Genomic DNA, 19,471 nt, shown 5'->3' on the forward strand with positions numbered 1-19,471 from the left:
GCGGCCGAATGTCGATCAGGACGCGGCCTCGTCTCAATTGTGTTGCGCTATTCGCTGCGGATTACGCGCGCCAGGGCGGAGCGCGCTGGGATCATTCCGGTTCCCCGTACGGCGATCGGCGCGGCAACAGCGCAGGTGGGCGCGGTGGCAGATGCGATTCGCCGGACCGTTCCCGCAGCGACTAAGACATCCATTGACATGTCCAGATTCCCGCTGCGGGGAAAGCCGGCGATGAGACGCCGCGGCCGGTTTCGGGGCGAACAACGCCGTGCGGGTGCTGCTCCGCGGCGTCGGGTGTGGCATGATTCGGCGGCCCGCTGGCTGGCGTCTGTGAATTGGGCGCGGGATTGCGGACCGGAGCACTCAGCGGTGGACGGCAAGCGTAGGCTCTCACGGAGCACGCCGATGGAGACCACGCTTCCCGGTCCGTTCCGGCTCTCACGATCTACCGCACCAGCGGTTTCATGGTGCGCGACGGTGAGACCGAGGGCGTCGGCGGTCAAATGATTGAGGTGCGAATTTGGACACGGTACTGGGACTGTCGGTGACGTCGACCGCCGTCGGGTGGGTCCTCGCCGAGGGGCACGATGCCGACGGCACCATTCTGGACCACCGCGAGATGCCGCTGCATGCCGGCGGCGGGGTGCCCGCAGTGGGCACGGCCGAGCAGGTCACCGGTGAGGTACTGCGGGTGGAGGCCATGGCGGCCGCGAACGATCAGCGGGTGCGAGTCGTCGGCGTGACGTGGACCGACGAGGCTGCCGCGCAGGCCGCGCTGCTGATGGAGGCGCTGACCGACGCGGGTTTCGACAACATCGTCCCGGTCCGATTGCTCGAGGCGGTCGAGACGCTGGCTCGGGCCATCGCGCCCGTCATCGGTTTCGAACAGACCGTGGTCTGCATCCTCGAGCACGACTTCGCCACCGTCGTCATGGTCCACACCCACAACGGCGCGACGCAGACTGCCGTCAAGCACTTGAGCGGCGGCTTCGACGGCCTCACGTCGTGGCTGACCGGGATGTTCGAGCGCAACGGCTGGCGTCCCGGGGGAGTGGTCGTCGTCGGCGCCGACAGCGACATCCAGGATTTCTCGTGGGAGCTGGAAAAGGCTTTGCCGGTCCCGGTGTTCGCCCAGAACATGGTCCAGGTGACAGTGGCCCGGGGCGCGGCGCTGACCGCGGCGCGCAGCACCGAGTTCACCGATGAGCAACTGGTGGTGCACACGCCCGAACCGGGCGCTGCACCCGCGCGGCCCCGGCGCCTGTCCTATGCCGGCGCGGTGACCGCGCTGTCCGCCGGCGCGGTCACCTTCGTCGCCTCGCTGTCGCTGGCCGTGGGCATCGAGATCTCCCCGAAGGGCGACGCCACCTCGGCGAAGCACGCGGTGCACTCCCGGGCACCGCAGGTGGCCCAGGCCGTCGCACCGGCCGTCGCACCGCCCCGGCAGGCCACAGTGTCGCCCGCGCCGGCGCCGGAGGCCACGGCGTCGGCGCCCGCTGACGAAACACCCGCCGCGGAAGCGGTGCAGCCGCGCACCCCCGAGGAACAGCCATCGGCGCCCGACACCCGCCAGCCCTACCTCGCCAGAGTGCTCGAGCACATCCCCGGCGACGCGGGCGACTCGGCGCCGGGCGCTGCCGAGCAACCGTGATCCGGGACTACCCGCGCCGGGTCGCCGTGCAGTAGTAGTTGTCCAGGAATGCCGCGTTGGCCGGCGTGTCCGCGATCTCGGGCAGTCCGTTGACGGTCAGCAACTGGTTCAGCGTCGTCGAGCCGGTCTCCCAGCCGTGGTCGCCGAGGTAGGCCGCGACGTCGTTGCGTTCGACGTCATACCGCAGATCGGCCAGCTCGATGTCGAACCCGTGTGCCCGCCACCACTCGCTCGCCGCTTGCAGCGGGTCCACGGCGGGACCGTCGGCCTCGCCCTGCGGGCTGGCGAAGATCTCGGCGGCCAGCCTGCTGTCCGAGGCGCTGAGCTCGGTGATGTTGTCCAGCAGGCGATCCTGGGCCTCTGGCGGCAGGAACGCCAGCAGCCCCTCCGCGATCCATGCGGTGGGCCGCCTGGCATCAAAACCCGCCTACCGCAACGCCTTCGGCCAGTCCTGGCATCGAGCCCCTTCCGGTGAACCGGGGACACGAGCGGTAGCTGTCAGTCGCCTTTGGCGTGCACCGCGGTGAACGCCAGCGTCACCTCGTCGGCGACCTGCACCGAGCCCATCAGCAGCGAATAGGGCTTGACGCCGTAGTCGGACTGGCGAACGCCGGTGTCCGCCGACATCCGCCAGGTGTCACCGAGATCCTCTGTTCGCAAGTCGACGGCGTGTTCGCGCGATTTCCCCCGAATGTGCAGCTTCCCGATGATCCGATACCCGCCCTCGGTCTTGTTAATCGTCTCGGCGACGAAGCGGATGTCGGGGAAGCGGCCGGCATCCAACGACTTCAACGCATTCGACCGCGCCAGGGCCTTTTCCGGCGCGGACAACCCCTTGACGCCGCCCTCGCCGCGCAGCACCTCGAGGGAATCCGTCTCGACCACCAACTCCAGGCCCGCCGGTTCGGTCCCGGCCCAGCTCACCGTGGCGTGCCATCGCGTCATCGCGATCGTGAGGCGGTGGCCCATGCGCGCGGCCCGGCCGGTGACCCGGGTGCGGATGAGCAACTCACCGTCGGAGGCGTCCAGCGCCCAGGTGTCGGTCACAGACGGCCCCCTGGTCACATGGTGAGGACGGTGCGGTAGTGGGCGCGGCCTTCCTCGAGCGCCGCGTAGCCCTGCGCGGCCTGCGCCAGCGGCAGCTCCTCGACCCACGCGCGCACGCCCGCCATCACGGCGAAATGCATTGTGTCCTCGACGTCCTTGGCGGTGCCCGAGGGATGCCCGACGATGCGCAGCCCCGGGCTGATCAGCTGGACGGGACTGATCGGCAGGGGGTCGGGGGTCACGCCGAGCGTGACCAGTTCGCCCTGGGGCGACAGCCCGCCGACGGTGTCGGCCATGGCCTGCGAGTTGCCGGCGGTGGCCAGGACGACCGCCGCCCCGCCCAGCGCCCGCATCGCCTCGGCGACGTCGCCGCTGGTCGAGCCGACGTAGTGGTGGGCCCCCAACTTCCGCGCATCCTCGGCTTTGGCGGTGCCGCGGTTGATCGCGATAGTCTCGAAGCCCATCGCCCGGGCGAACTGAATCGCCAGGTGGCCGAGACCGCCGACGCCCAGGACCGCAACCCGGTCACCCGGCAACGCCTTGGTGTGGCGCAGCGCGTTGTAGGTCGTCACACCGGCGCAACCCATCGGGGCGGCCTCCACGTCGGTGAGCCCGTCCGGAATCCGGGCCAGCGCGCTGGCCGGCACCGTCACCGACTCCGCGTAACCGCCGGGGTAGTGCCAGCTGGGGACCTTGCCGTTTTCGCAGTGAATGAACTGGCCTTTCCGACACTGGTCGCACCGGTAGCAGCAGCCGCCGAACCAACCGACCGCCACCCGCTCGCCAACCGCGAAATCCTCGACACCCGCGCCGAGTTCGGCGATGTTCCCGGCGATCTCATGACCGGGAGTCAGGGGCCAGGATATGTTCGGGAAGCCGCCGTGGACGAAGGCTCGGTCGGTGCCGCAGATGCCGCACGCGGTGACCGCTATGCGCACCTCATCGCGGGCGGGTGCTCGGGTTTCGACGGCGGCGAGCTCCAGGGAGCCACCGGCAGAATGGATTTGGACGGCTTGGTGAGTGGGCACCCACTTAGCCTAATGCGCCACAGACGGTGTCGCCGCCCCGTCGGTGTGGTAGTCGACCTGCCAGTGCTTGATGCCGTTGAGCCAGCCCGACCGCAGCCGCTCAGGCTGGCCGATCGACTCCAGGTTCGGGATGCCGTCGGCGATCGCGTTGAACATCAGGTCGATGGTCATGCGCGCCAGGTTCGCCCCGATGCAGTAATGGGCGCCGGTGCCACCGAAACCCACGTGCGGGTTGGGATCGCGCAGGATGTTGAAGGTGAACGGGTCCTCGAAGACGTCCTCGTCGAAATTGGCCGAGCGGTAGACCATCACCACCCGCTGGCCTTTCTTGATCTGAACGCCGGACAGCTCGTAGTCCTCGAGGGCAGTGCGCTGGAACGATGTGACCGGGGTGGCCCACCGAACGATCTCGTCGGCTGCGGTGGCCGGACGCTCGCGCTTGTACAGCTCCCACTGGTCGGGAAAATCGGTGAAGGCCATCATGCCCTGGGTGATGGAGTTGCGGGTGGTCTCGTTTCCGGCGACCGCGAGCAGGATGACGAAGAAGCCGAACTCGTCGTCGGAGAGCTTGTGGCCGTCGATGTCGGCCTGGACCAGCTTGGTGACGAGGTCCTCGCCGGGGTTCTTCGCCCGGTCGGCGGCCATCTGCATGCCGTACATGATGAGCTCGACGGACGCGGTGATGGCGTCGTTGTTGGCGAACTCGGGGTCCTGGTCGCCGACCATCTCGTTGGACCAGTGGAAGAGCTTTTTGCGTTCTTCCTGTGGCACGCCCATCAGCCCGGCGATGGCCTGCAACGGCAGCTCGCACGAGACCTGTTCGACGAAGTCACCGCGACCCTGGGCTGCCGCTTCCTCGACGATGCGCCGGGCGCGCTCGGCGAGGTCGCCACGCAGGCGCTCGATGGCCCGCGGGGTGAAGGCCCGCGAGATGATCTTGCGCAGCCGGGTGTGCTGCGGCGCGTCCATGTTGAGCAGGACGAACTTGCCGCGTTCGACCTGCTCGTCGACCGTGCCGTCCTTGTAGCGCGGCAGGGCCGTCTTCTGCAGGCTGGAGAAGACGTCGCTGCGCAGCGAGATCTCCTTGACGTCCTTGTGTTTGGAGACCACCCAGAAGCCGCCGTCGTCGAAACCGCCCGCACCGATGGGCTGCTCGTTCCACCAGATCGGCGCGGTCCGCCGCAACTCGGCGAGCTCTTCCACCGGCAGCCGTTTCGCGTGGATGTCGGGATCGGTGAAGTCGAAGCCGGGTGGCAGGTTGGGGACCGGGGTGGCGGCTGGCTCGGCGGTTGGCATGGGCCCACTCCTCGAAACGAAGTCGTCTAGTCGTCCTTCAGTGCAAATAAACCATTGCCACCCCCCGTTGTGAAGCATCATCGCGATATCTCCGAGAAGAACTGCAACATGTTCACCGGCCCGGAATCGTGGGTGGGCGGCGTCTTGGTCCACACCCGCGGCGGTCGTCCGGCGGCGGCGCCGAACCCGAAACGCCTTGAGACCCGCGGCCCAATGGATATGCTTTGTGCAGGTCACCGGCGGATCGCCGGGAGCGGGTGGCACGAAGGCTTACAGAAGCTGAGGGTGGAGCATGATTCGCGAACTACTCACCGTCGTTGTGGTCGCCGGCGGCGCGGTCGGTCTGGCGCCGTGCGCGGCCGCCGACCAGCATTACGACGGCGACGTGCCGGGGATGAACTACGACGCCTCCCTCGGCGCGCCCTGCGACAACTACGAGCGCTTCATCTTCGGGCGCGGCCCCAGCGGGCAGGCCGAGGCGTGCCATTTCCCTCCGCCCAACCAGTTCCCGGCCGCGACCACCGGCTACTGGGTGATGTCCTACCCGCTGTACGGAGTTCAGCAGGCCGGGGCCAAGTGCCCGGGCCCGCAGTCGGCGGCACAGTCGCAGGCGGGGCTTCCCATGCTGTGTCTGGGTGCGCAGGGATGGCAGGAAGGATGGTTCACCGGGGCAGGGTTCTTCCCGCCCGAACCGTGACCGGCTGACCCACGGACCGCGGGCCCGCCGAACCGCCGATCCCGCGCTGGGTGCGCGTCGTCCTGGCCTCCGATCGGGCGGGCTCGGCCGGGTACGTCTGAACCGGCTCCTTCTTCGCACCCGCGCCCGCCCCGGGCTCCCCGTGGCCCGCGGTCACCGCCGCACCCGGGCTGGCGCGGATCCTGCGATCCGGCGCCGAGATCCCCGAAAAGTACTGGCGCACTTTGGTGAACTACTTCAGACCTGCCCGCCGCGTCTAGAGTCTTAACAAAGTCCGGCAACCATGAGGAGACTCCGATGGGCTTCAACCCCAAAGACGCCGTCGACGCGGCCAGGGACATCGCGACCAACGCGGTCGAGAAGGCGTCCGACATCGTCGAACACGCCAGCGACATCATCCGGGGCGACATCTCCGGCGGCGCCAGCGGCATCGTCCAGAACTCCATCGACATCGGCACGTACGCGGTCGACAGGACCAGGGAAATGTTCACCGGCAGCGACGACGACGACGAGGACGACTAGCCCGTCATCGAACCCTTGCCACGCCCCCGTCGACCAACGTGGTTGGTATGCACCAAGATTCGCGCATACCCACCACGTTCGGCGCGCCTCAGACGGCGGCCGCCTCGTTGAGCTCGTCGAGCCGGTTGGTCGCCTCGAGGTACTCCTGCACCCACCGCTCGATGACGGTCGCGGTCTTCTCCACCTTGGTGAACTGACCGACGACCTGGCCGACCGGGTTGAACGCGACGTCCACGCTCTCGTTCGGGTACCTGTTCGTGGCCCGCACCGCCATGCCGGAGACCATGTACTGCAGCGGCATGCCGAGCGGCTTCGGGTTGTCCGGCGCCTCCCACGCCTCGGTCCAGTCGTTGCGCAGCATGCGGGCCGGTTTGCCGGTGAACGACCTGCTGCGCACGGTGTCGCGGCTGCCCGCCTTGACGTATGCCGCCTGCTGGACGGGCGTGTTCGAGGACTCCTCGACCATCAGCCACTGCGAGCCGGTCCACGCGCCCTGCGCGCCGAGCGCCAAAGCCGCCGCGATCTGCTGGCCGCTGCCGATGCCGCCGGCCGCCAGCACCGGCACGGGTGCGACCTCCTTGACCACCTGCGGCCACAGCACGATCGAACCCACCTCACCGCAGTGCCCGCCGGCCTCGCCGCCCTGGGCGATGATGATGTCGACGCCCGCGTCGGCGTGCTTGCGGGCCTGCGAGGGCGAGCCGCACAACGCCGCCACCTTGAGTCCCGCGTCGTGGATGTGCTTGATCATGTCGGCCGGGGGAGTGCCGAGCGCGTTGGCGATCATCTTCACCTTCGGGTGCTTGAGCGCCACCTCGACCTGCGGCGTGGCGGTCGCCTCGGTCCACCCGAGCAGCTGCAGGCTGTCGCCGTCGCTGTCCTCGATCGGCACGCCGTGGTCGGCGAGGATCTTCTTGCCGAAGTCCAGGTGCTCCTGGGGCACCATCTTGCGCAGCGTCTCGGCCAGTTCCTCGGCGGACAGATGCGAGTCCATGCCCTCGTACTTGTTCGGGATCACGATGTCGACGCCGTAGGGGTGGTCGCCGATGTTCTCGTCAATCCAGTTGAGCTCGATCTCGAGCTGCTCGGGTGTGAAGCCGACGGCGCCCAGCACGCCGAAACCGCCGGCCTTGCCGACGGCGACCACCACGTCGCGGCAGTGGGTGAACGCGAAGATCGGAAACTCGATACCGAGTTCGTCGCAGATGGCGGTGTGCATACAAACTCCTCGGACGCCGGGCGAAATTGAAACGTGTTCTACTTTAGTACGGTCGCCGCCGACGGGGCCAGCCAGGTCCGGCGCGTGGCAACTACGACCGATCATGGCCGGACCCTCACCGCAGCGAAGCGCGCGCCGGCCTGCGGGGCATCGGGTGCGCGTTACTGACGTGGTGTCAGCAACGCGCGGTTATGCGCCTACCATTTACCGGGGACGGTAGACCTACCGCCGGAGGTGTAGATGTCTTTCGTAGTCGCAGCGCCGGACGTGTTGGCGTCGGCGGTGGCGGACGTGGCACAAATCGGTTCTGTGCTCAACGCAGCCAACGCGGCCGCCGCGGGCCCGACCGCCGTGATGGCGGCTCCCGCCGCCGACCAGGTGTCGGCTGCGGTCGCCTCGTTGTTCAATGGCCACGCGCAGGAATACCAGATGCTCGGCGCTGAGGCGGCCGAGGTCCACGCGCAGTTCGTGCAGGCGCTCAGCGGCGCCGGCAACGCCTATGCGGCCGCCGAGGCGGCCAATGCTGCGCCGCTGCAGAACCTCGGGCAGGAGATGTTGGGAGCGATCAACGCACCCACCCAGGCGCTGTTGCAGCGCCCGCTGATCGGCAACGGCACCAACGGGGTGGCAGGCGGAACATTGACTCAAGCCAACGGCGGTCCCGGCGGGCTCCTCTGGGGGAACGGAGGCAACGGCGCGACCGACCTGGCCGGTCAGGGCGGTGCCGGCGGGCCCGCAGGGCTGTTCGGCAGCGGTGGCTCCGGCGGCACGGGGACCCTTTTGGCCGGCGGCGCCGGCGGCAACGGCGGCTGGCTGTGGGGCAACGGCGGCGCCGGCGGGTCCGCCACCACCGCCGGCGCGATCGGCGGGACCGGCGGCAACGCGCTGTTGCTCGGCGCGGGTGGCCCCGGCGGAAGCGGCGGCGCCGCCGGAATCTCCGGGATCGGCGGGAACGGCGGCGCCGGCGGCCACGGCGGCTTCCTGGCGGGCATGGGCGGCACCGGCGGGACCGGCGGCGACACGACCACCGGAAGAGGCGGGACCGGTGGTGCCGGCGGCAACGGAATCGGCCTGTTCACCGGCAATGGCGGCGCCGGAGGCGCGGGCGGCAACGCGACCGGCACCGGTGACGGCGGCATCGGGGGCGCGGGCGGTGACGGCGCGGCACGCCTGCCCTTCGGGATCGACTTCGCCAGCGGCGGCGCGGGCGGCGCCGGCGGAACCGCCACCACGGGGACGGGCGGTGCGGGCGGTGCCGGCGGCGCTGGTGCCGCCGCCGGTTTCGTCGGATTCGACCTCGTCCAGGGCGGCGCGGGCGGCGCGGGTGGCGCCGCGACCGGCACCGGCGGAACCGGCGGTGTCGGTGGCGCCGGTGGCATGACCGGCGCCCCGGTCGTCGTCGGGGCGGGCTTCGCCCAGGGCGGCAACGGCGGGGTTGGCGGCGCGGCCGTCCTCGGCACCGGCGGACAGGGCGGCGACGGCGGCATCGGCGCCACGCTCGCCGGCATCGCCGGCGGCGGCAACGGCGGCCAGGGCGGCGAAGGTCTCACCGGCGGCAACGCCGGCAACGGCGGCTTGGGCGCCGCGTTCGTCAGCGCTGTCGGCGGCGCGGGCGGACACGGCGGCGAGAGCCTCGGGACCGCCCCCGGCCAGGGCGGAAACGGCGGCGACGGCCTCGGGTTCTTCGCCGGGGGCGGCCACGGCGGTGACGCGGGCACCGGCGTTGGTACGGCTGACGGCGGCAACGGCGGCAACGCCGGAGTGTTCCAGAACGGGACCTACACCCCGTCGTTCTTCGGTATCGGCGGCGACGGCGGCAACGGCGTCAACGGGGGCGTGGGCGGCACCGGTGGGCTCTCCGGCTACATCGGCGCCAACGGAAACAACGGCACGTCGTAGCCGGATTCGCGGCCGGCGCCGCCGCGGCGCCGGCGCTCTTGATCCAGGGGTTGCCCGCGGGTAGCCTGGGTGCCAATTACGACACTGGTAGTAGCGTAATTTTTTCTTCCCCGCTTACCGAGAGGATCGGCGCGATGCGCAGCCCCTATGCCGGCCGGCCCTTCACCACCCCGACGCCCGAGATCGCCGCTGCGCTCGACGATGTCAGCGTTCCGACGCTGCTGCTGTCCGTCGTCCACATCACCGGCGACCCCCGGTTCATTCGCGACTTCAAGCCGATGGGCAGCTTCCTCAACGAGATCCAGGGCTTCATGTCGGAGGAGGACAAGGCCCGGGCCCGCGCGGCGGCGCTGCCCGTGCTCACCGAGTACCGGGACCGCGGTTGTCCCGAGCCGCAACCGCTGAGTTCGGACCTGATCCAGGAGATGCTGGACTGGGCCGCCTGCGAGCATGTCACCGACGACTACCTGCCCCTGATCGCCGAGGAGATGGACCTCGACGGCGTCGACCCCCGCCGCCCGGCGGCCTTGCCGAGCGAACGCGCGGCAGAACTCCCCGTCCTCGTCGTCGGATGCGGCGAATCCGGCATCCTGGCCGGCATCCGGCTCAAGCAGGCCGGCATCCCGTTCACGATCGTGGAGAAGAACGCTGGCCCCGGCGGAACATGGTGGGAGAACAGCTATCCCGGCGCCCGCGTCGACGTCGCCAACCACTTCTACTGCTACAGCTTCGAACCCAACAACGACTGGACGCATTTCTTCGCCGAGCAGGACGAGTTGCAGGACTATTTCGCCCGGGTGATGGACAAGCACGAACTGGGCGAGCGGGTGCGCTGGCAGACCGAGATGGTTGCCGCCGAATGGGACGACCACGACGGCGTGTGGGGCGTGACGCTGCGCTCGGCCGACGGCTGGACCGAGACAATGCGCGCGCGGGCCCTCATCACCGCGGTCGGCCAGCTGAACCGGCCTTTCATCCCCGACTTCGACGGCGCCGAGACCTTTGCCGGCCCGGCGTTTCACTCCTCGGCCTGGGATCATTCCGTCGATTTGACCGGCAAGCGGGTGGCGCTGATCGGAGCCGGCGCCAGCGGTTTTCAGATCGCGCCCGCGATCGCGGGCGACGTCGAGCACCTGACGGTCTTCCAGCGGACAGCGCAGTGGATGTTCCCCAACCCGATGTATCACGACGCGGTCGGCGACGGGATGCGCTGGGCGATGCGCCACCTGCCGTACTACGGACGGTGGTACCGGTTTTTGGTGCTGTGGCCCGGCGCCGACAAGGGGCTCGACGCGGCACGCTGCGACGCCGAGTACGCCGACCAGGGCGAGGCGGTCAGCGACATCAATGCCGCCGCCCGGATGATGTTCTCCCAGTGGATCACCAGCCAGGTGGGCGAAGACGACGCGTTGCTGGCCAAGGTGCTGCCCGACTATCCGGCCTGCGGCAAGCGCACGCTGCAGGACAACGGCAGCTGGCTGCAAACCCTGCAACGGGACAACGTCGAACTGGTGCGCACCCCGATCCGGGCGATCACCCCGCGCGGCGTCGTCACCGAAGACGGCGTGACGCATGACCTCGACGTCATCCTCTATGCCACCGGGTTCCGGCACACCGACGTGCTGTGGCCGCTGAAGATCACCGGGCGCGACGGCACCGACCTGCACGAGATGTGGGGGAGCCGCCCGTACGCCTACCTGGGTATCACCGTTCCGAACTTCCCCAACCTGTTCATCATCTACGGGCCCGGCACCCACCTCGCCCACGGCGGCAGCCTCATCTTCCAGTCCGAGCTGCAGATGCGTTACGTCAACCGGTGTCTCGAGCATCTGGTGGAGGCCGATCTGCATTCCCTGGAGCCGGCGGCCGAGGCGGCCACGGCCTGGCATCAGCGGACACAGGCCGAGATCAAGCGGATGGTGTGGTCGCACCCCGCCGTCAAGCACACCTACTTCAAAAATCCCGACGGCGAGATCCACACCGTGAGCCCATGGCGCCTCCCCGAGTACTGGGCAGCGGTCCGCGAGCCCGACTGGTCCCAATTCATCCTGCGGACAAAGGAAGCGAGTACGCCGACATGCGGACGGTAGTCATCGACGGACCCACCAGCATCCGGGTCGACACCCGCCCCGACCCGGCGCTTCCCGGCCCCGACGGAGCGATCGTCGAAGTCAGCGCGGCCGGCATCTGCGGTTCCGACCTGCACTTCTACGAGGCGGATTTCCCCCTGGCCGAACCGATCCCGCTCGGCCACGAAGCGGTGGGGACCGTCGTCGAGATCGGGCCGGAGGTGCGCACGGTCAAGGTCGGCGACCAGGTGATGGTGTCGTCGGTGACCGGCTGCGGCAAGTGCCCCGGCTGCGCCACCCGGGATCCGGTGATGTGCCACAACGGATTTCAGATCTTCGGCGGCGGCGTGCTCGCCGGTGCGCAAGCCGATCTGCTGGCCGTGCCCGCGGCCGACTTCCAGCTGCTGAAGATCCCCGAGGCGCTCAGCACGGAGCAGGCGCTGCTGCTGACCGACAACCTCGCCACCGGCTGGGCGGCCGCGCAGCGGGCCGATATTCCGCTCGGCGGCACCGTGGCGGTGATGGGCCTCGGCGCGGTCGGGCTGTGTGCGCTGCGCAGCGCGCTATTCCAAGGCGCCGCGGAGGTTTTCGCCGTCGACCGAGTCGATGGCCGCCTGGACCGTGCTGCGTCCTGGGGGGCGACACCGCTCAAGGCGCCAGCGGTCGAGGCGATCCTGGCCGCCACGGGCGGGCGCGGAGCCGACGCGGTGATCGACGCAGTCGCCACCGATGCCTCGATGACCGACGCCCTCAATGCGGTCCGGCCCGGCGGCACCGTCTCGGTCGTCGGAGTACACGACCTGCAACCGTTCCCACTGAACGCGCTGGGCTGCCTGATCCGCAGCATCACGCTGCGCATGACGACGGCGCCGGTGCAGCGGACCTGGCCGGAATTGATTCCGCTGCTCGCCTCCGGCCGACTGGACGTGGACGGCATCTTCACGACGACCCTGCCGCTGGACGAGGCGGCCAAGGGTTATGCGACCGCGGCCGCCCGCAACGGCGACGACGTCAAGATCCTGCTGACACCCTAGGAGTCCCTACCGCGTCGCCGTGATGTACTGCGACCGCATGAAGCTGTCGATCTTGACGTCCACTTCCGGCGGGATCATCCCGTACGCCGCTTCCAGCTGAAGGGTGTTGCGGATCGGCTCCACACGCCAACCGTGCGAGGACAGCCAGTCGGCCGGGTCGCTCTTGGGCTCATAGGTCAGCGCCGAGAAATCGACGCTCCCCGACATGTTGACTCCCGGGTGGGCCGCCTCCAAGCCTTCCAGCTGGTCGTGATCCAGCCGCGTGCCCAACGCACCCACGGCCACTCGGCTGCCCGGCGCGCTCAGGCCGCTGATCAGGGTGAAAAGCGTGTTCTGGGCCTCGTCGGTCAGGTAGGGCAGAATTCCCTCCACCGACCAGGCGCTGGGACGTTCCACGTCGAAGCCGGCCGCCTCCAGCGGCTTGGACCATTCACTGCGCAGGTCCGCGGCGACCTCGACCCGGCGCGCCTTCGGGGCGGCGCCGTGCTCAGCCAGCACCCGGGACTTGAACTCCAGCACCTTGGGCAGATCGATTTCGAAAACCGTTGTGCCCGATGGCCAATCGAGCCGGTACGCCCGCGAATCCAGGCCGGCGGCGACGATCACCGCCTGCTGCACGCCCGCTTGTCCCGCCGAGAGGAAGAAGTCGTCGAAGAATCGGGTCTGGACACCGTAGAGGCGGGGAAAGGCCGTCTGGTCCTCGGAGGTCCCCGGGTTGGCGAGCACGTCGGCCAGATACGGGTCCTGCGACGCGGCGATGAATGCCTGCGCGTACTCGTCGCGAACCAACGGCTGCGGGCTCGTGGCGTGCACCGCCCGCCAACCGGCCACCAGCAACGCGGTGTAACCCACGCTGCTGACGATGTCCCAGTGGTCGTCGTCGGAACGCAACGACCCGAACTCAGGTGTCGTGCTCAATTCGGTCCTCCCCATCGCAGTCCCCGACGTCACCAAGGTACCCGCAGCGGCACGGTCAAACCTCGAGAAGCACCGTGACCGGGCCGTCGTTGACCAAATCCACCTGCATGTCCGCGCCGAAGACCCCGGTTGCCACGTGGGCACCCAACTGCCCCAACGCCTCCGCGAACGTCGCCACCAGCGGTTCGGCGACGGAGCCGGGGGCCGCGGCGTTCCACGACGGGCGGCGGCCTTTCGCGGTGTCGGCGTACAGGGTGAACTGACTGACCACCAGGATCGGCGCGTCGACGTCAGCGGCGGACCGCTCACCAGCGAGAATGCGCAGGTTCCAAAGCTTTTCCGCCAGGCGCCGCGCTTTGCCGGCGTCGTCGCCGTGGGTGACGCCGACGAAGGCGAGCAGTCCCTGGCCGGACGGGGAGATGGCGCTCACCACCCGCCCGTCGACCGACACCGCCGCCGAGGAGACCCGTTGCACCAGAATCCGCACGATCCTCGATGCTGCCAGGCCCGCTGGGTAGGCTCGTCAGGTGTCTGTGCTCGTGGCGTTTTCCGTGACCCCGCTGGGCGTGGGCGAGAGCGTCGGCGAAATCGTCGCCGAAGCGGTACGGGTGGTTCGCGATTCCGGCCTGCCGAACCAGACGGATTCGATGTTCACCGTGGTCGAAGGTGATACCTGGGAAGAGGTGATGGGCGTCGTGCAGCGCGCGGTCGAGGCCGTGGCCGCCCGCGCCCCCCGGGTCAGCACGGTGATCAAGGTGGACTGGCGCGCCGGGGCCGGCGACGCGATGACGGCGAAAGTCGCCTCCGTCGAACGACACCTGGCCGGCGGTTAGCCTGCACGGCGGTGCTGAACGCCCGTTCGGCCGCCTCACCGTGAACGGCGAACACCACTTTCTCCCTCGTCGCCGCATGGATCACGTAGCACGCCGGCATGGCACCGGCGGTGGTCTCGATCGCCTCCCCGAGCCCGATCGGTGCCTTCTCGGTCGATTCCCGCTGTATTGCGGGCCCGCCGGCCCGGGCGATCGCCGCGGCGACGCCGCCACCGTGGCGCAGCTGCGTGTTGGCCGCATTGGCGATGGCGTCGAGTTCGAGTTTGGTGACGTCGGCCTGGCGCACTTCTCATTCGATCATCGGCTCATTGTCGACGGGTCGGGTGCTGCTCGCGGAGCGCACACCGTCCGGATCCGCGCGCGGGGGCCCGCGATGGTTGTGCTGGTCGGGCCCGCGGGGCGCTTACGATGGCGAAATGACCGGCGACGCACCCGACGATGGCAGCATCGGCGAGCCCCGCAAGAGTGGGGACGGCGGCGCGGGAGGCGCCGGGGGAGCCGGAGGAGCCGGAGGCGCGGGCGGTGCCGGCGGCGCGCCCGGCCCCGGTGGAACCCCCGGCCAACCCGGGCAGCCCGGGCAGCCCGGCTGAGAACAGCCGCAGCAGCGCGGTGGTCGACCGGATGGCCCGAGAAAGTCCACCACTAGGCTCATGACGGTGAGCGCACGCGCAGGCATCGTCATCACCGGGACCGAGGTCCTCACCGGACGAGTCCAAGATGCAAACGGTCCCTGGATCGCCGAGCGACTTTTGGAGCTCGGCGTCGAATTGGCCCACATCACCATCTGCGGTGACCGCCCCGCCGACATCGAGGCGCAGCTGCGCTTCCTTGCCGACGAGGGCGTGGACCTGATCGTCACCAGCGGCGGGCTGGGGCCCACCGCCGACGACATGACCGTCGAGGTGGTCGCCCGATTCTGCGGACGCGCGCTGCTGCTCGATGCCGAGGTCGAGAACAAGATCGCCGAGATCCTCAAAAAGCTTATGGCGCACTTCGATTCGGACAACTTCGACGCGGTGCGTGCCGCGAACCGCAAGCAGGCCATGGTTCCGGAAGGCGCCGAAGTGCTCGACCCGGTGGGCACCGCGCCGGGGGTGGTCGTCCCGGGCAAGCCCACGGTGATCGTGCTGCCGGGACCGCCTCGCGAGCTGCAGCCGATGTGGCGCAGGGCGATCGAGACGGCCGCGGCCCAGCAGGCGATCGCCGGACGCACCACGTACCGGCAGGAGACCCTCCGCATGTTCGGGGTGCCCGAGTCGGGGCTGGCCGAGACACTGCGCAGCGCCGAGCGCGCCGTCCCCGGCTTCGCCGGACTCGAAATCACCACCTGCTTGCGGCGCGGAGAGATCGAGATGGTCACCCGTTACGAGCCGGACGCCGAGGACGCCTACGCGGAACTGACCCGCATGCTCCGCGACAAGCACGGGGACCAGCTCTACTCCGAGGACGGGTCCACCGTCGACGATCAGGTCGCGCGGCTGCTGACCGGTCGCCGGATCGCGACGGCCGAATCCTGCACCGCGGGATTGCTGGCGGCGCGGCTGACCGACCGGCCCGGCTCCTCCGACTACGTGATGGGCGGCGTGGTGAGCTACTCCAACGAGGCGAAGGCTCATCTGCTCGGCGTCGAGCCGGCCCTGATCGAAGAACACGGGGCGGTGTCCGAACCGGTCGCCGAGGCGATGGCACGCGGTGCCCTGGATCGTTTCGGCGCCGACACCGCCGTCGCGATCACCGGCATCGCCGGTCCGGGCGGGGGCACCGAGCAAAAACCGGTCGGGACCGTGTGTTTCACCGTGATGCTCGATGACGGCCAGGCGGACACCCGCAGGCTGCGGCTGCCCGGGAACCGATCCGACATCCGCGACCGCTCCACGACGGTGGCCATGCACCTGTTGCGGCGCATCCTGAGCAGCTCGCGCTAGTCACGCTTCCGTTGGGACGAAAGCGCTTTCGGCGGTCCCAAAGCGGATTCCGGTGGCGTCCTTGCCGACCAGCGTCAGCACCGTGACGGCCAACAGCACCGGCACGATCGTCGCCGCCAAAGCAAAGGGATAGCCGTGCGATTCGGCCAGTCGTTCCTGGATCGGCAAGTTGAACGCCGCCAGCAGATTTCCCAGCTGATAGGTCACGCCGGGGTAGAGCCCGCGGATGGCATCCGGCGACAGCTCGGTTAGGTGCGCCGGGATCACCCCCCAGGCACCCTGCACGCAGACCTGCATCAGGAACGCGCCCAGGCACAGCATGGCCGCGGTGCGCGAGTATGCGAAAAGCGGCACGATCGGCAGGCCCAGCAGCGCGCAGAAGACCACCGTGTAGCGGCGGCTGAACCGCTGGGACAGCGTCCCGAACACCAGCCCGCCGATAATGGCGCCGAGGTTGTAGACCACCGCGATCCACTTGACGGTCACGCTGGACAGCCCGGCGCCATGGTTGGCGGTGGCGCCCAGGAAGGTGGGGTAGACGTCCTGGGTGCCGTGGCTCATCCAGTTGAACGCGGTCATCAGCAGCACCAGGTAGAAGAACCGGCGGATGATCGCCTTCTCGCGCAACACGTCACGGATCTTGGTGCTGGTGACCTTCAGCTGGTCCTGGGCAGCTTCCCATACCTCGGATTCCTCCACCCGGTAGCGCACGATCAGGCTTATCAGGGCCGGGATGATGCTCAGGGCGAACAGCCAACGCCACGACAGGCCCAGCAGATTCATCACCACCAGGGAGGCCAGGCTGGCCAGCAGGTAGCCGAACGCGTAGCCCTCCTGCAGCAGGCCCGAGAAAAACCCTCGCCGTTCGGTGGGCACCTTCTCCATGGCCAGCGCGGCGCCCAGGCCCCACTCGCCGCCCATCCCGATGCCGTAGAGCAGCCGGAGAATCACCAGCACGGTGAAGTTGGGCGCGAACGCGCACAAGAACCCGACCACCGAGTAGAAGATCACGTCGACCATCAGCGGCAGCCGCCGGCCGACGCGGTCGGCCCAGAGCCCGAACAGCAGCGCGCCCACGGGACGCATGACCAGGGTGGCCGTCGTGACGAACGCGACCTCGGCTTTGCTGCGGTGGAATGTTGTCGCGATGTCGGCGTAGACGAACACGACGATGAAATAGTCGAAGGCGTCCATCGTCCAGCCCAGCCAAGCGGCGACGAACGAGTTGCGCTGGTCGCGGGTGATCCGCTGTGTTGTCACGTCAGCATCGTGCAGTACCGAGCGCGTACGCGCGAGAGTGGACATGTCGCCGAGAACTCCTCCCTGGCGACCGAAGCGATGCAGCGCTGGCCGCAGTACGTCAAGCCCGCCGCCGACGGCAGCCGGTTGACGTTCGAGGGACGCAGCTACCCGGTCGACGAGGGCCCGGGCGCGGGTTGTCCGCCGCAGCACGGGATCAGCAAGGCTCCCGGGATTCACTGCCGCTCCACCGAAGGCGTCCTGCACGACGCCGACCGCGACCACATCGACACGATGGTGCTCTATCCCAGCCTCGGGCTGTGCGCCCCGACCCTGGAGGCCCCGAGTTCGCCGCCGGATTCGCGCGGCTCTACAACCAATGGATCGCAAACTACTGCGCCGTCGGGCGGCCGACTGAAAGGCGTCGCCGTCACCCCAATCGAGCACGGTCACGTGGCCATCGACGTCATGACCGAGGCCAGGGACCTCGGGCTGGTGGCCACGCTCGTCCCGCCGGCGCTCAAGACCCGCAACCTCGACCACCCCGACCCCGACCCCTTCTACGCCGCCGCGGTCGAGCTCGGGATGCCGCTCGGCGTCCACGGCGCCCCCGGCATCCACCTGCCCAAGATCGGCGTGGACCGCTTCACCAACTACATCCAGGTGCACTGCATCAGCTTCCCGTTCGACCAGATGACGGCGATGACGGCGCTGGTCTCCGGCGGCGTCTTCGAGCGGCACCCTGATCTGCGGGTCGCCTTCCTCGAGGCGGGCGCCGGCTGGGTTCCGTTCTTCATCGACCGCCTGCACGAGCACTACGAGAAGCGCGGCGACTGGATCGAGCGCGGCTGGCGCCGTGACCCGCACGAATACCTACGGGCGGGCAACATCTGGGTGACCTGCGAGCCCGAGGAGCCCATCCTGCCCGGCGTGATCGACGTGCTCGGCGCCGACTTCATCATGTTCGCCGGCGACTACCCGCACTGGGACGGCGAATGGCCGGAGAGCATCAAGCATCTGCGCACCCGCGCCGACATCAGCGAAGAGGCGCGCGAAAAGATCGGCGGCCTCAACGCGCCGCGGTTCTACGGGCTGAACTAACGCGCCCGGGGTGGCAGGATCTTTCGACATGGGTGCTTTCCTGCTCCGGGCAACGTTGACCGGCTTTGCGTTGTGGTTGGTCACCAAGTTCGTTCATGGGATCGAATTCGTCGGCGGCCACAGCACAGTGCAGACGGTCGGCATCATCTTCGTCGTCGCGGTGATCTTCGGTCTGGTCAACGCGTTCATCAAGCCGATCGTCCAGATCTTGTCGATCCCCCTGTACATCCTGACGCTCGGCCTGATCCACATCGTGATCAACGCCTTGATGCTGTGGATCACCGCGTGGATCACCGAACACACCACCCATTGGGGACTGCGCTTCGACCATTTCTGGTGGACGGCGTCTGGGCGGCGATCGTGCTGTCGATCGTGAGTTGGGTGCTGTCGCTGGTGATTCGCGACGTCAACCGTCGCACCCGCACCTAGACCGTCAGCGGCCCTGCCACCGCGGCGGTCGCTTCTCGGCGAAGGCGCGCGGCCCCTCCTTGGCGTCTTCAGTGGTGAAATCCGTTCGCTGTGCCGAGTTTCGTTGTCGTATGCGGACTCGAGGTCCAGTGCCAAACCCTCGACGTTCGACTGCTTGGTCGCCGAAACCGCGAGCGGTGGGTTGGCCGCGATGCGCCCGGCGTAGTCGTACGCGGTATCCATCAGCTCTTCGACTGGGACGACCCGGTTGATCAGTCCCATCGCCAACGCGAGCTTCGCATCCACCACGTCGGCGGTCAGCAGCAGCTCTATCGCCATGGGGTAGGGCAGTTGCCGCGGCAGCCGCACGGTGCTTCCGCCGCCGGCGAAAAGACCCCGCTTCGGTTCCATGACCGCGAAACGCGCATCCGGCACGGCCACGCGGATGTCGGTGGAAGTCAGCATCTCGAAGCCGCCCGCGACGCACGTGCCGTTCACGGCCGCGACGATCGGCTTGTACGTCTCGAGATCGGCTCCAGTGCAGAAGTCCCGGCCGACGCCGGTGATGACCGCGACCCGTGCGCG

The 19,471-nt window shown here is 68.9% G+C and carries 15 protein-coding genes and 7 pseudogenes; 12 read left to right on the top strand and 10 right to left on the bottom strand.

From position 1 onward, the window contains the following. Window positions 1–520 precede the first annotated feature (520 nt). Entirely contained in the window at window positions 521–1,651 is a 1,131-nt protein-coding gene (locus AB8998_RS14850; RefSeq protein WP_369738597.1) for a DUF7159 family protein, read from the top strand. Window positions 1,652–1,658: 7 nt separating this feature from the next. On the opposite strand, the gene AB8998_RS14855 is transcribed toward AB8998_RS14850, so the two are convergent. The 4 genes from AB8998_RS14855 to AB8998_RS14875 all read right to left on the bottom strand — a co-directional run bounded on the left by AB8998_RS14855 (window position 1,659) and on the right by AB8998_RS14875 (window position 5,022). Beyond that, window positions 1,659–1,904 (bottom strand): hypothetical protein, encoded by a 246-nt coding sequence (locus tag AB8998_RS14855; protein ID WP_369738598.1) that lies wholly within the window; start codon window positions 1,902–1,904, stop codon window positions 1,659–1,661. 245 nt (window positions 1,905–2,149) lie between these two features. After that, window positions 2,150–2,698 carry a YceI family protein gene (locus AB8998_RS14865; protein ID WP_369738599.1) on the bottom strand — a complete coding sequence of 183 codons (549 nt, stop codon included), beginning with the start codon at window positions 2,696–2,698 and terminating at the stop codon, window positions 2,150–2,152. Window positions 2,699–2,712: 14 nt separating this feature from the next. After that, on the bottom strand, window positions 2,713–3,726 hold the full coding sequence (locus AB8998_RS14870) for an alcohol dehydrogenase (protein WP_369738600.1): 1,014 nt from the start codon (window positions 3,724–3,726) through the stop codon (window positions 2,713–2,715). Window positions 3,727–3,735: 9 nt separating this feature from the next. Continuing rightward, window positions 3,736–5,022: a cytochrome P450 gene (locus tag AB8998_RS14875; RefSeq protein WP_369738601.1), complete on the bottom strand. Its 1,287-nt coding sequence runs from the start codon at window positions 5,020–5,022 to the stop codon at window positions 3,736–3,738. Window positions 5,023–5,314: 292 nt separating this feature from the next. On the opposite strand from AB8998_RS14875, the gene AB8998_RS14880 reads away from it, so the two are divergent. The 3 genes and pseudogenes from AB8998_RS14880 (at window position 5,315) to AB8998_RS14890 (ending at window position 6,241) form a co-directional block, all read left to right on the top strand. After that, window positions 5,315–5,719, top strand: a complete 405-nt coding sequence (locus AB8998_RS14880; RefSeq protein WP_369738602.1) for a hypothetical protein — start codon at window positions 5,315–5,317, stop codon at window positions 5,717–5,719. A gap of 38 nt (window positions 5,720–5,757) precedes the next feature. Further along, window positions 5,758–5,979 (top strand): annotated as a pseudogene (locus AB8998_RS14885) (hypothetical protein). 37 nt (window positions 5,980–6,016) lie between these two features. Next, complete coding sequence (locus tag AB8998_RS14890) at window positions 6,017–6,241, top strand: Rv1893 family protein (RefSeq protein WP_369738603.1); 225 nt, start codon at window positions 6,017–6,019, stop codon at window positions 6,239–6,241. An 88-nt stretch (window positions 6,242–6,329) separates the two neighbouring features. Here AB8998_RS14890 and AB8998_RS14895 read toward each other — a convergent pair whose 3' ends face one another. Beyond that, a complete protein-coding gene (locus AB8998_RS14895) occupies window positions 6,330–7,460 on the bottom strand; it encodes a nitronate monooxygenase (RefSeq protein WP_369738604.1) in 1,131 nt (376 codons plus the stop codon). Between the two features lie 240 nt (window positions 7,461–7,700). Here AB8998_RS14895 and AB8998_RS14900 point away from each other — a divergent pair, with 240 nt between their 5' ends. The 3 genes and pseudogenes from AB8998_RS14900 to AB8998_RS14910 form a co-directional block, all read left to right on the top strand. Beyond that, window positions 7,701–9,359, top strand: coding sequence for a PE family protein (locus tag AB8998_RS14900; protein ID WP_369738605.1), 1,659 nt, complete (start codon window positions 7,701–7,703; stop codon window positions 9,357–9,359). Between the two features lie 134 nt (window positions 9,360–9,493). Next, window positions 9,494–11,449: a flavin-containing monooxygenase gene (locus tag AB8998_RS14905; RefSeq protein ID WP_369738606.1), complete on the top strand. Its 1,956-nt coding sequence runs from the start codon at window positions 9,494–9,496 to the stop codon at window positions 11,447–11,449. Then, window positions 11,437–12,594, top strand: a pseudogene (locus tag AB8998_RS14910) (zinc-binding dehydrogenase); the annotation flags it as partial. The gene AB8998_RS14905 and the pseudogene AB8998_RS14910, both read left to right, overlap by 13 nt. Window positions 12,595–12,600: 6 nt before the next feature. Here the strand turns inward: AB8998_RS14910 and AB8998_RS14915 are convergent. Together AB8998_RS14915 and dtd are read right to left on the bottom strand one after the other, a co-directional pair. After that, a pseudogene (locus AB8998_RS14915) lies at window positions 12,601–13,395 on the bottom strand (class I SAM-dependent methyltransferase); the annotation flags it as partial. A 40-nt stretch (window positions 13,396–13,435) separates the two neighbouring features. After that, window positions 13,436–13,867 (bottom strand): D-aminoacyl-tRNA deacylase, encoded by a 432-nt coding sequence (dtd, locus tag AB8998_RS14920; RefSeq protein ID WP_369738607.1) that lies wholly within the window; start codon window positions 13,865–13,867, stop codon window positions 13,436–13,438. A gap of 40 nt (window positions 13,868–13,907) precedes the next feature. Between dtd and AB8998_RS14925 the strand changes: the two genes are divergently transcribed. Beyond that, window positions 13,908–14,213 carry an MTH1187 family thiamine-binding protein gene (locus tag AB8998_RS14925; protein WP_369738608.1) on the top strand — a complete coding sequence of 102 codons (306 nt, stop codon included), beginning with the start codon at window positions 13,908–13,910 and terminating at the stop codon, window positions 14,211–14,213. Here AB8998_RS14925 and AB8998_RS14930 read toward each other — a convergent pair. Beyond that, window positions 14,212–14,499 (bottom strand): annotated as a pseudogene (locus AB8998_RS14930) (macro domain-containing protein); the annotation flags it as partial. The gene AB8998_RS14925 and the pseudogene AB8998_RS14930 overlap by 2 nt on opposite strands. Window positions 14,500–14,629: 130 nt before the next feature. Between AB8998_RS14930 and AB8998_RS14935 the strand changes: the two are divergent. Both AB8998_RS14935 and AB8998_RS14940 read left to right on the top strand, forming a co-directional pair. Continuing rightward, window positions 14,630–14,803 (top strand): hypothetical protein, encoded by a 174-nt coding sequence (locus tag AB8998_RS14935; protein ID WP_369738609.1) that lies wholly within the window; start codon window positions 14,630–14,632, stop codon window positions 14,801–14,803. A 66-nt stretch (window positions 14,804–14,869) separates the two neighbouring features. Beyond that, a complete protein-coding gene (locus tag AB8998_RS14940; protein ID WP_475582072.1) occupies window positions 14,870–16,138 on the top strand; it encodes a competence/damage-inducible protein A in 1,269 nt (422 codons plus the stop codon). On the opposite strand, the gene AB8998_RS14945 is transcribed toward AB8998_RS14940, so the two are convergent. Then, window positions 16,139–17,443, bottom strand: coding sequence for an MFS transporter (locus AB8998_RS14945; RefSeq protein ID WP_369738611.1), 1,305 nt, complete (start codon window positions 17,441–17,443; stop codon window positions 16,139–16,141). It abuts the gene before it with no gap. A gap of 33 nt (window positions 17,444–17,476) precedes the next feature. Here AB8998_RS14945 and AB8998_RS14950 point away from each other — a divergent pair. Together AB8998_RS14950 and AB8998_RS14955 are read left to right on the top strand one after the other, a co-directional pair. Continuing rightward, a pseudogene (locus AB8998_RS14950) lies at window positions 17,477–18,478 on the top strand (amidohydrolase family protein). Window positions 18,479–18,506: 28 nt separating this feature from the next. Further along, window positions 18,507–18,907 (top strand): annotated as a pseudogene (locus AB8998_RS14955) (phage holin family protein). Between the two features lie 153 nt (window positions 18,908–19,060). Here the strand turns inward: AB8998_RS14955 and AB8998_RS14960 are convergent. After that, a pseudogene (locus AB8998_RS14960) lies at window positions 19,061–19,351 on the bottom strand (enoyl-CoA hydratase/isomerase family protein); the annotation flags it as partial. Window positions 19,352–19,471 lie beyond the last annotated feature (120 nt).

The sequence above is a fragment of the Mycobacterium sp. HUMS_12744610 genome (assembly GCF_041206865.1).
Classification (GTDB): Bacteria; Actinomycetota; Actinomycetes; order Mycobacteriales; family Mycobacteriaceae; genus Mycobacterium; species Mycobacterium servetii.

Excerpts from the sequence above, each read along its gene's own strand:
- AB8998_RS14875 (WP_369738601.1), bottom strand. The coding sequence starts at position 5,022 with ATGCCAACCGCCGAGCCAGCCGCCACCCCGGTCCCCAACCTGCCACCC.
- AB8998_RS14880 (WP_369738602.1), top strand. The coding sequence starts at position 5,315 with ATGATTCGCGAACTACTCACCGTCGTTGTGGTCGCCGGCGGCGCGGTC.
- AB8998_RS14890 (WP_369738603.1), top strand. The coding sequence starts at position 6,017 with ATGGGCTTCAACCCCAAAGACGCCGTCGACGCGGCCAGGGACATCGCG.
- AB8998_RS14895 (WP_369738604.1), bottom strand. The coding sequence starts at position 7,460 with ATGCACACCGCCATCTGCGACGAACTCGGTATCGAGTTTCCGATCTTC.
- AB8998_RS14900 (WP_369738605.1), top strand. The coding sequence starts at position 7,701 with ATGTCTTTCGTAGTCGCAGCGCCGGACGTGTTGGCGTCGGCGGTGGCG.
- AB8998_RS14905 (WP_369738606.1), top strand. The coding sequence starts at position 9,494 with ATGCGCAGCCCCTATGCCGGCCGGCCCTTCACCACCCCGACGCCCGAG.
- AB8998_RS14935 (WP_369738609.1), top strand. The coding sequence starts at position 14,630 with ATGACCGGCGACGCACCCGACGATGGCAGCATCGGCGAGCCCCGCAAG.
- AB8998_RS14945 (WP_369738611.1), bottom strand. The coding sequence starts at position 17,443 with ATGTCCACTCTCGCGCGTACGCGCTCGGTACTGCACGATGCTGACGTG.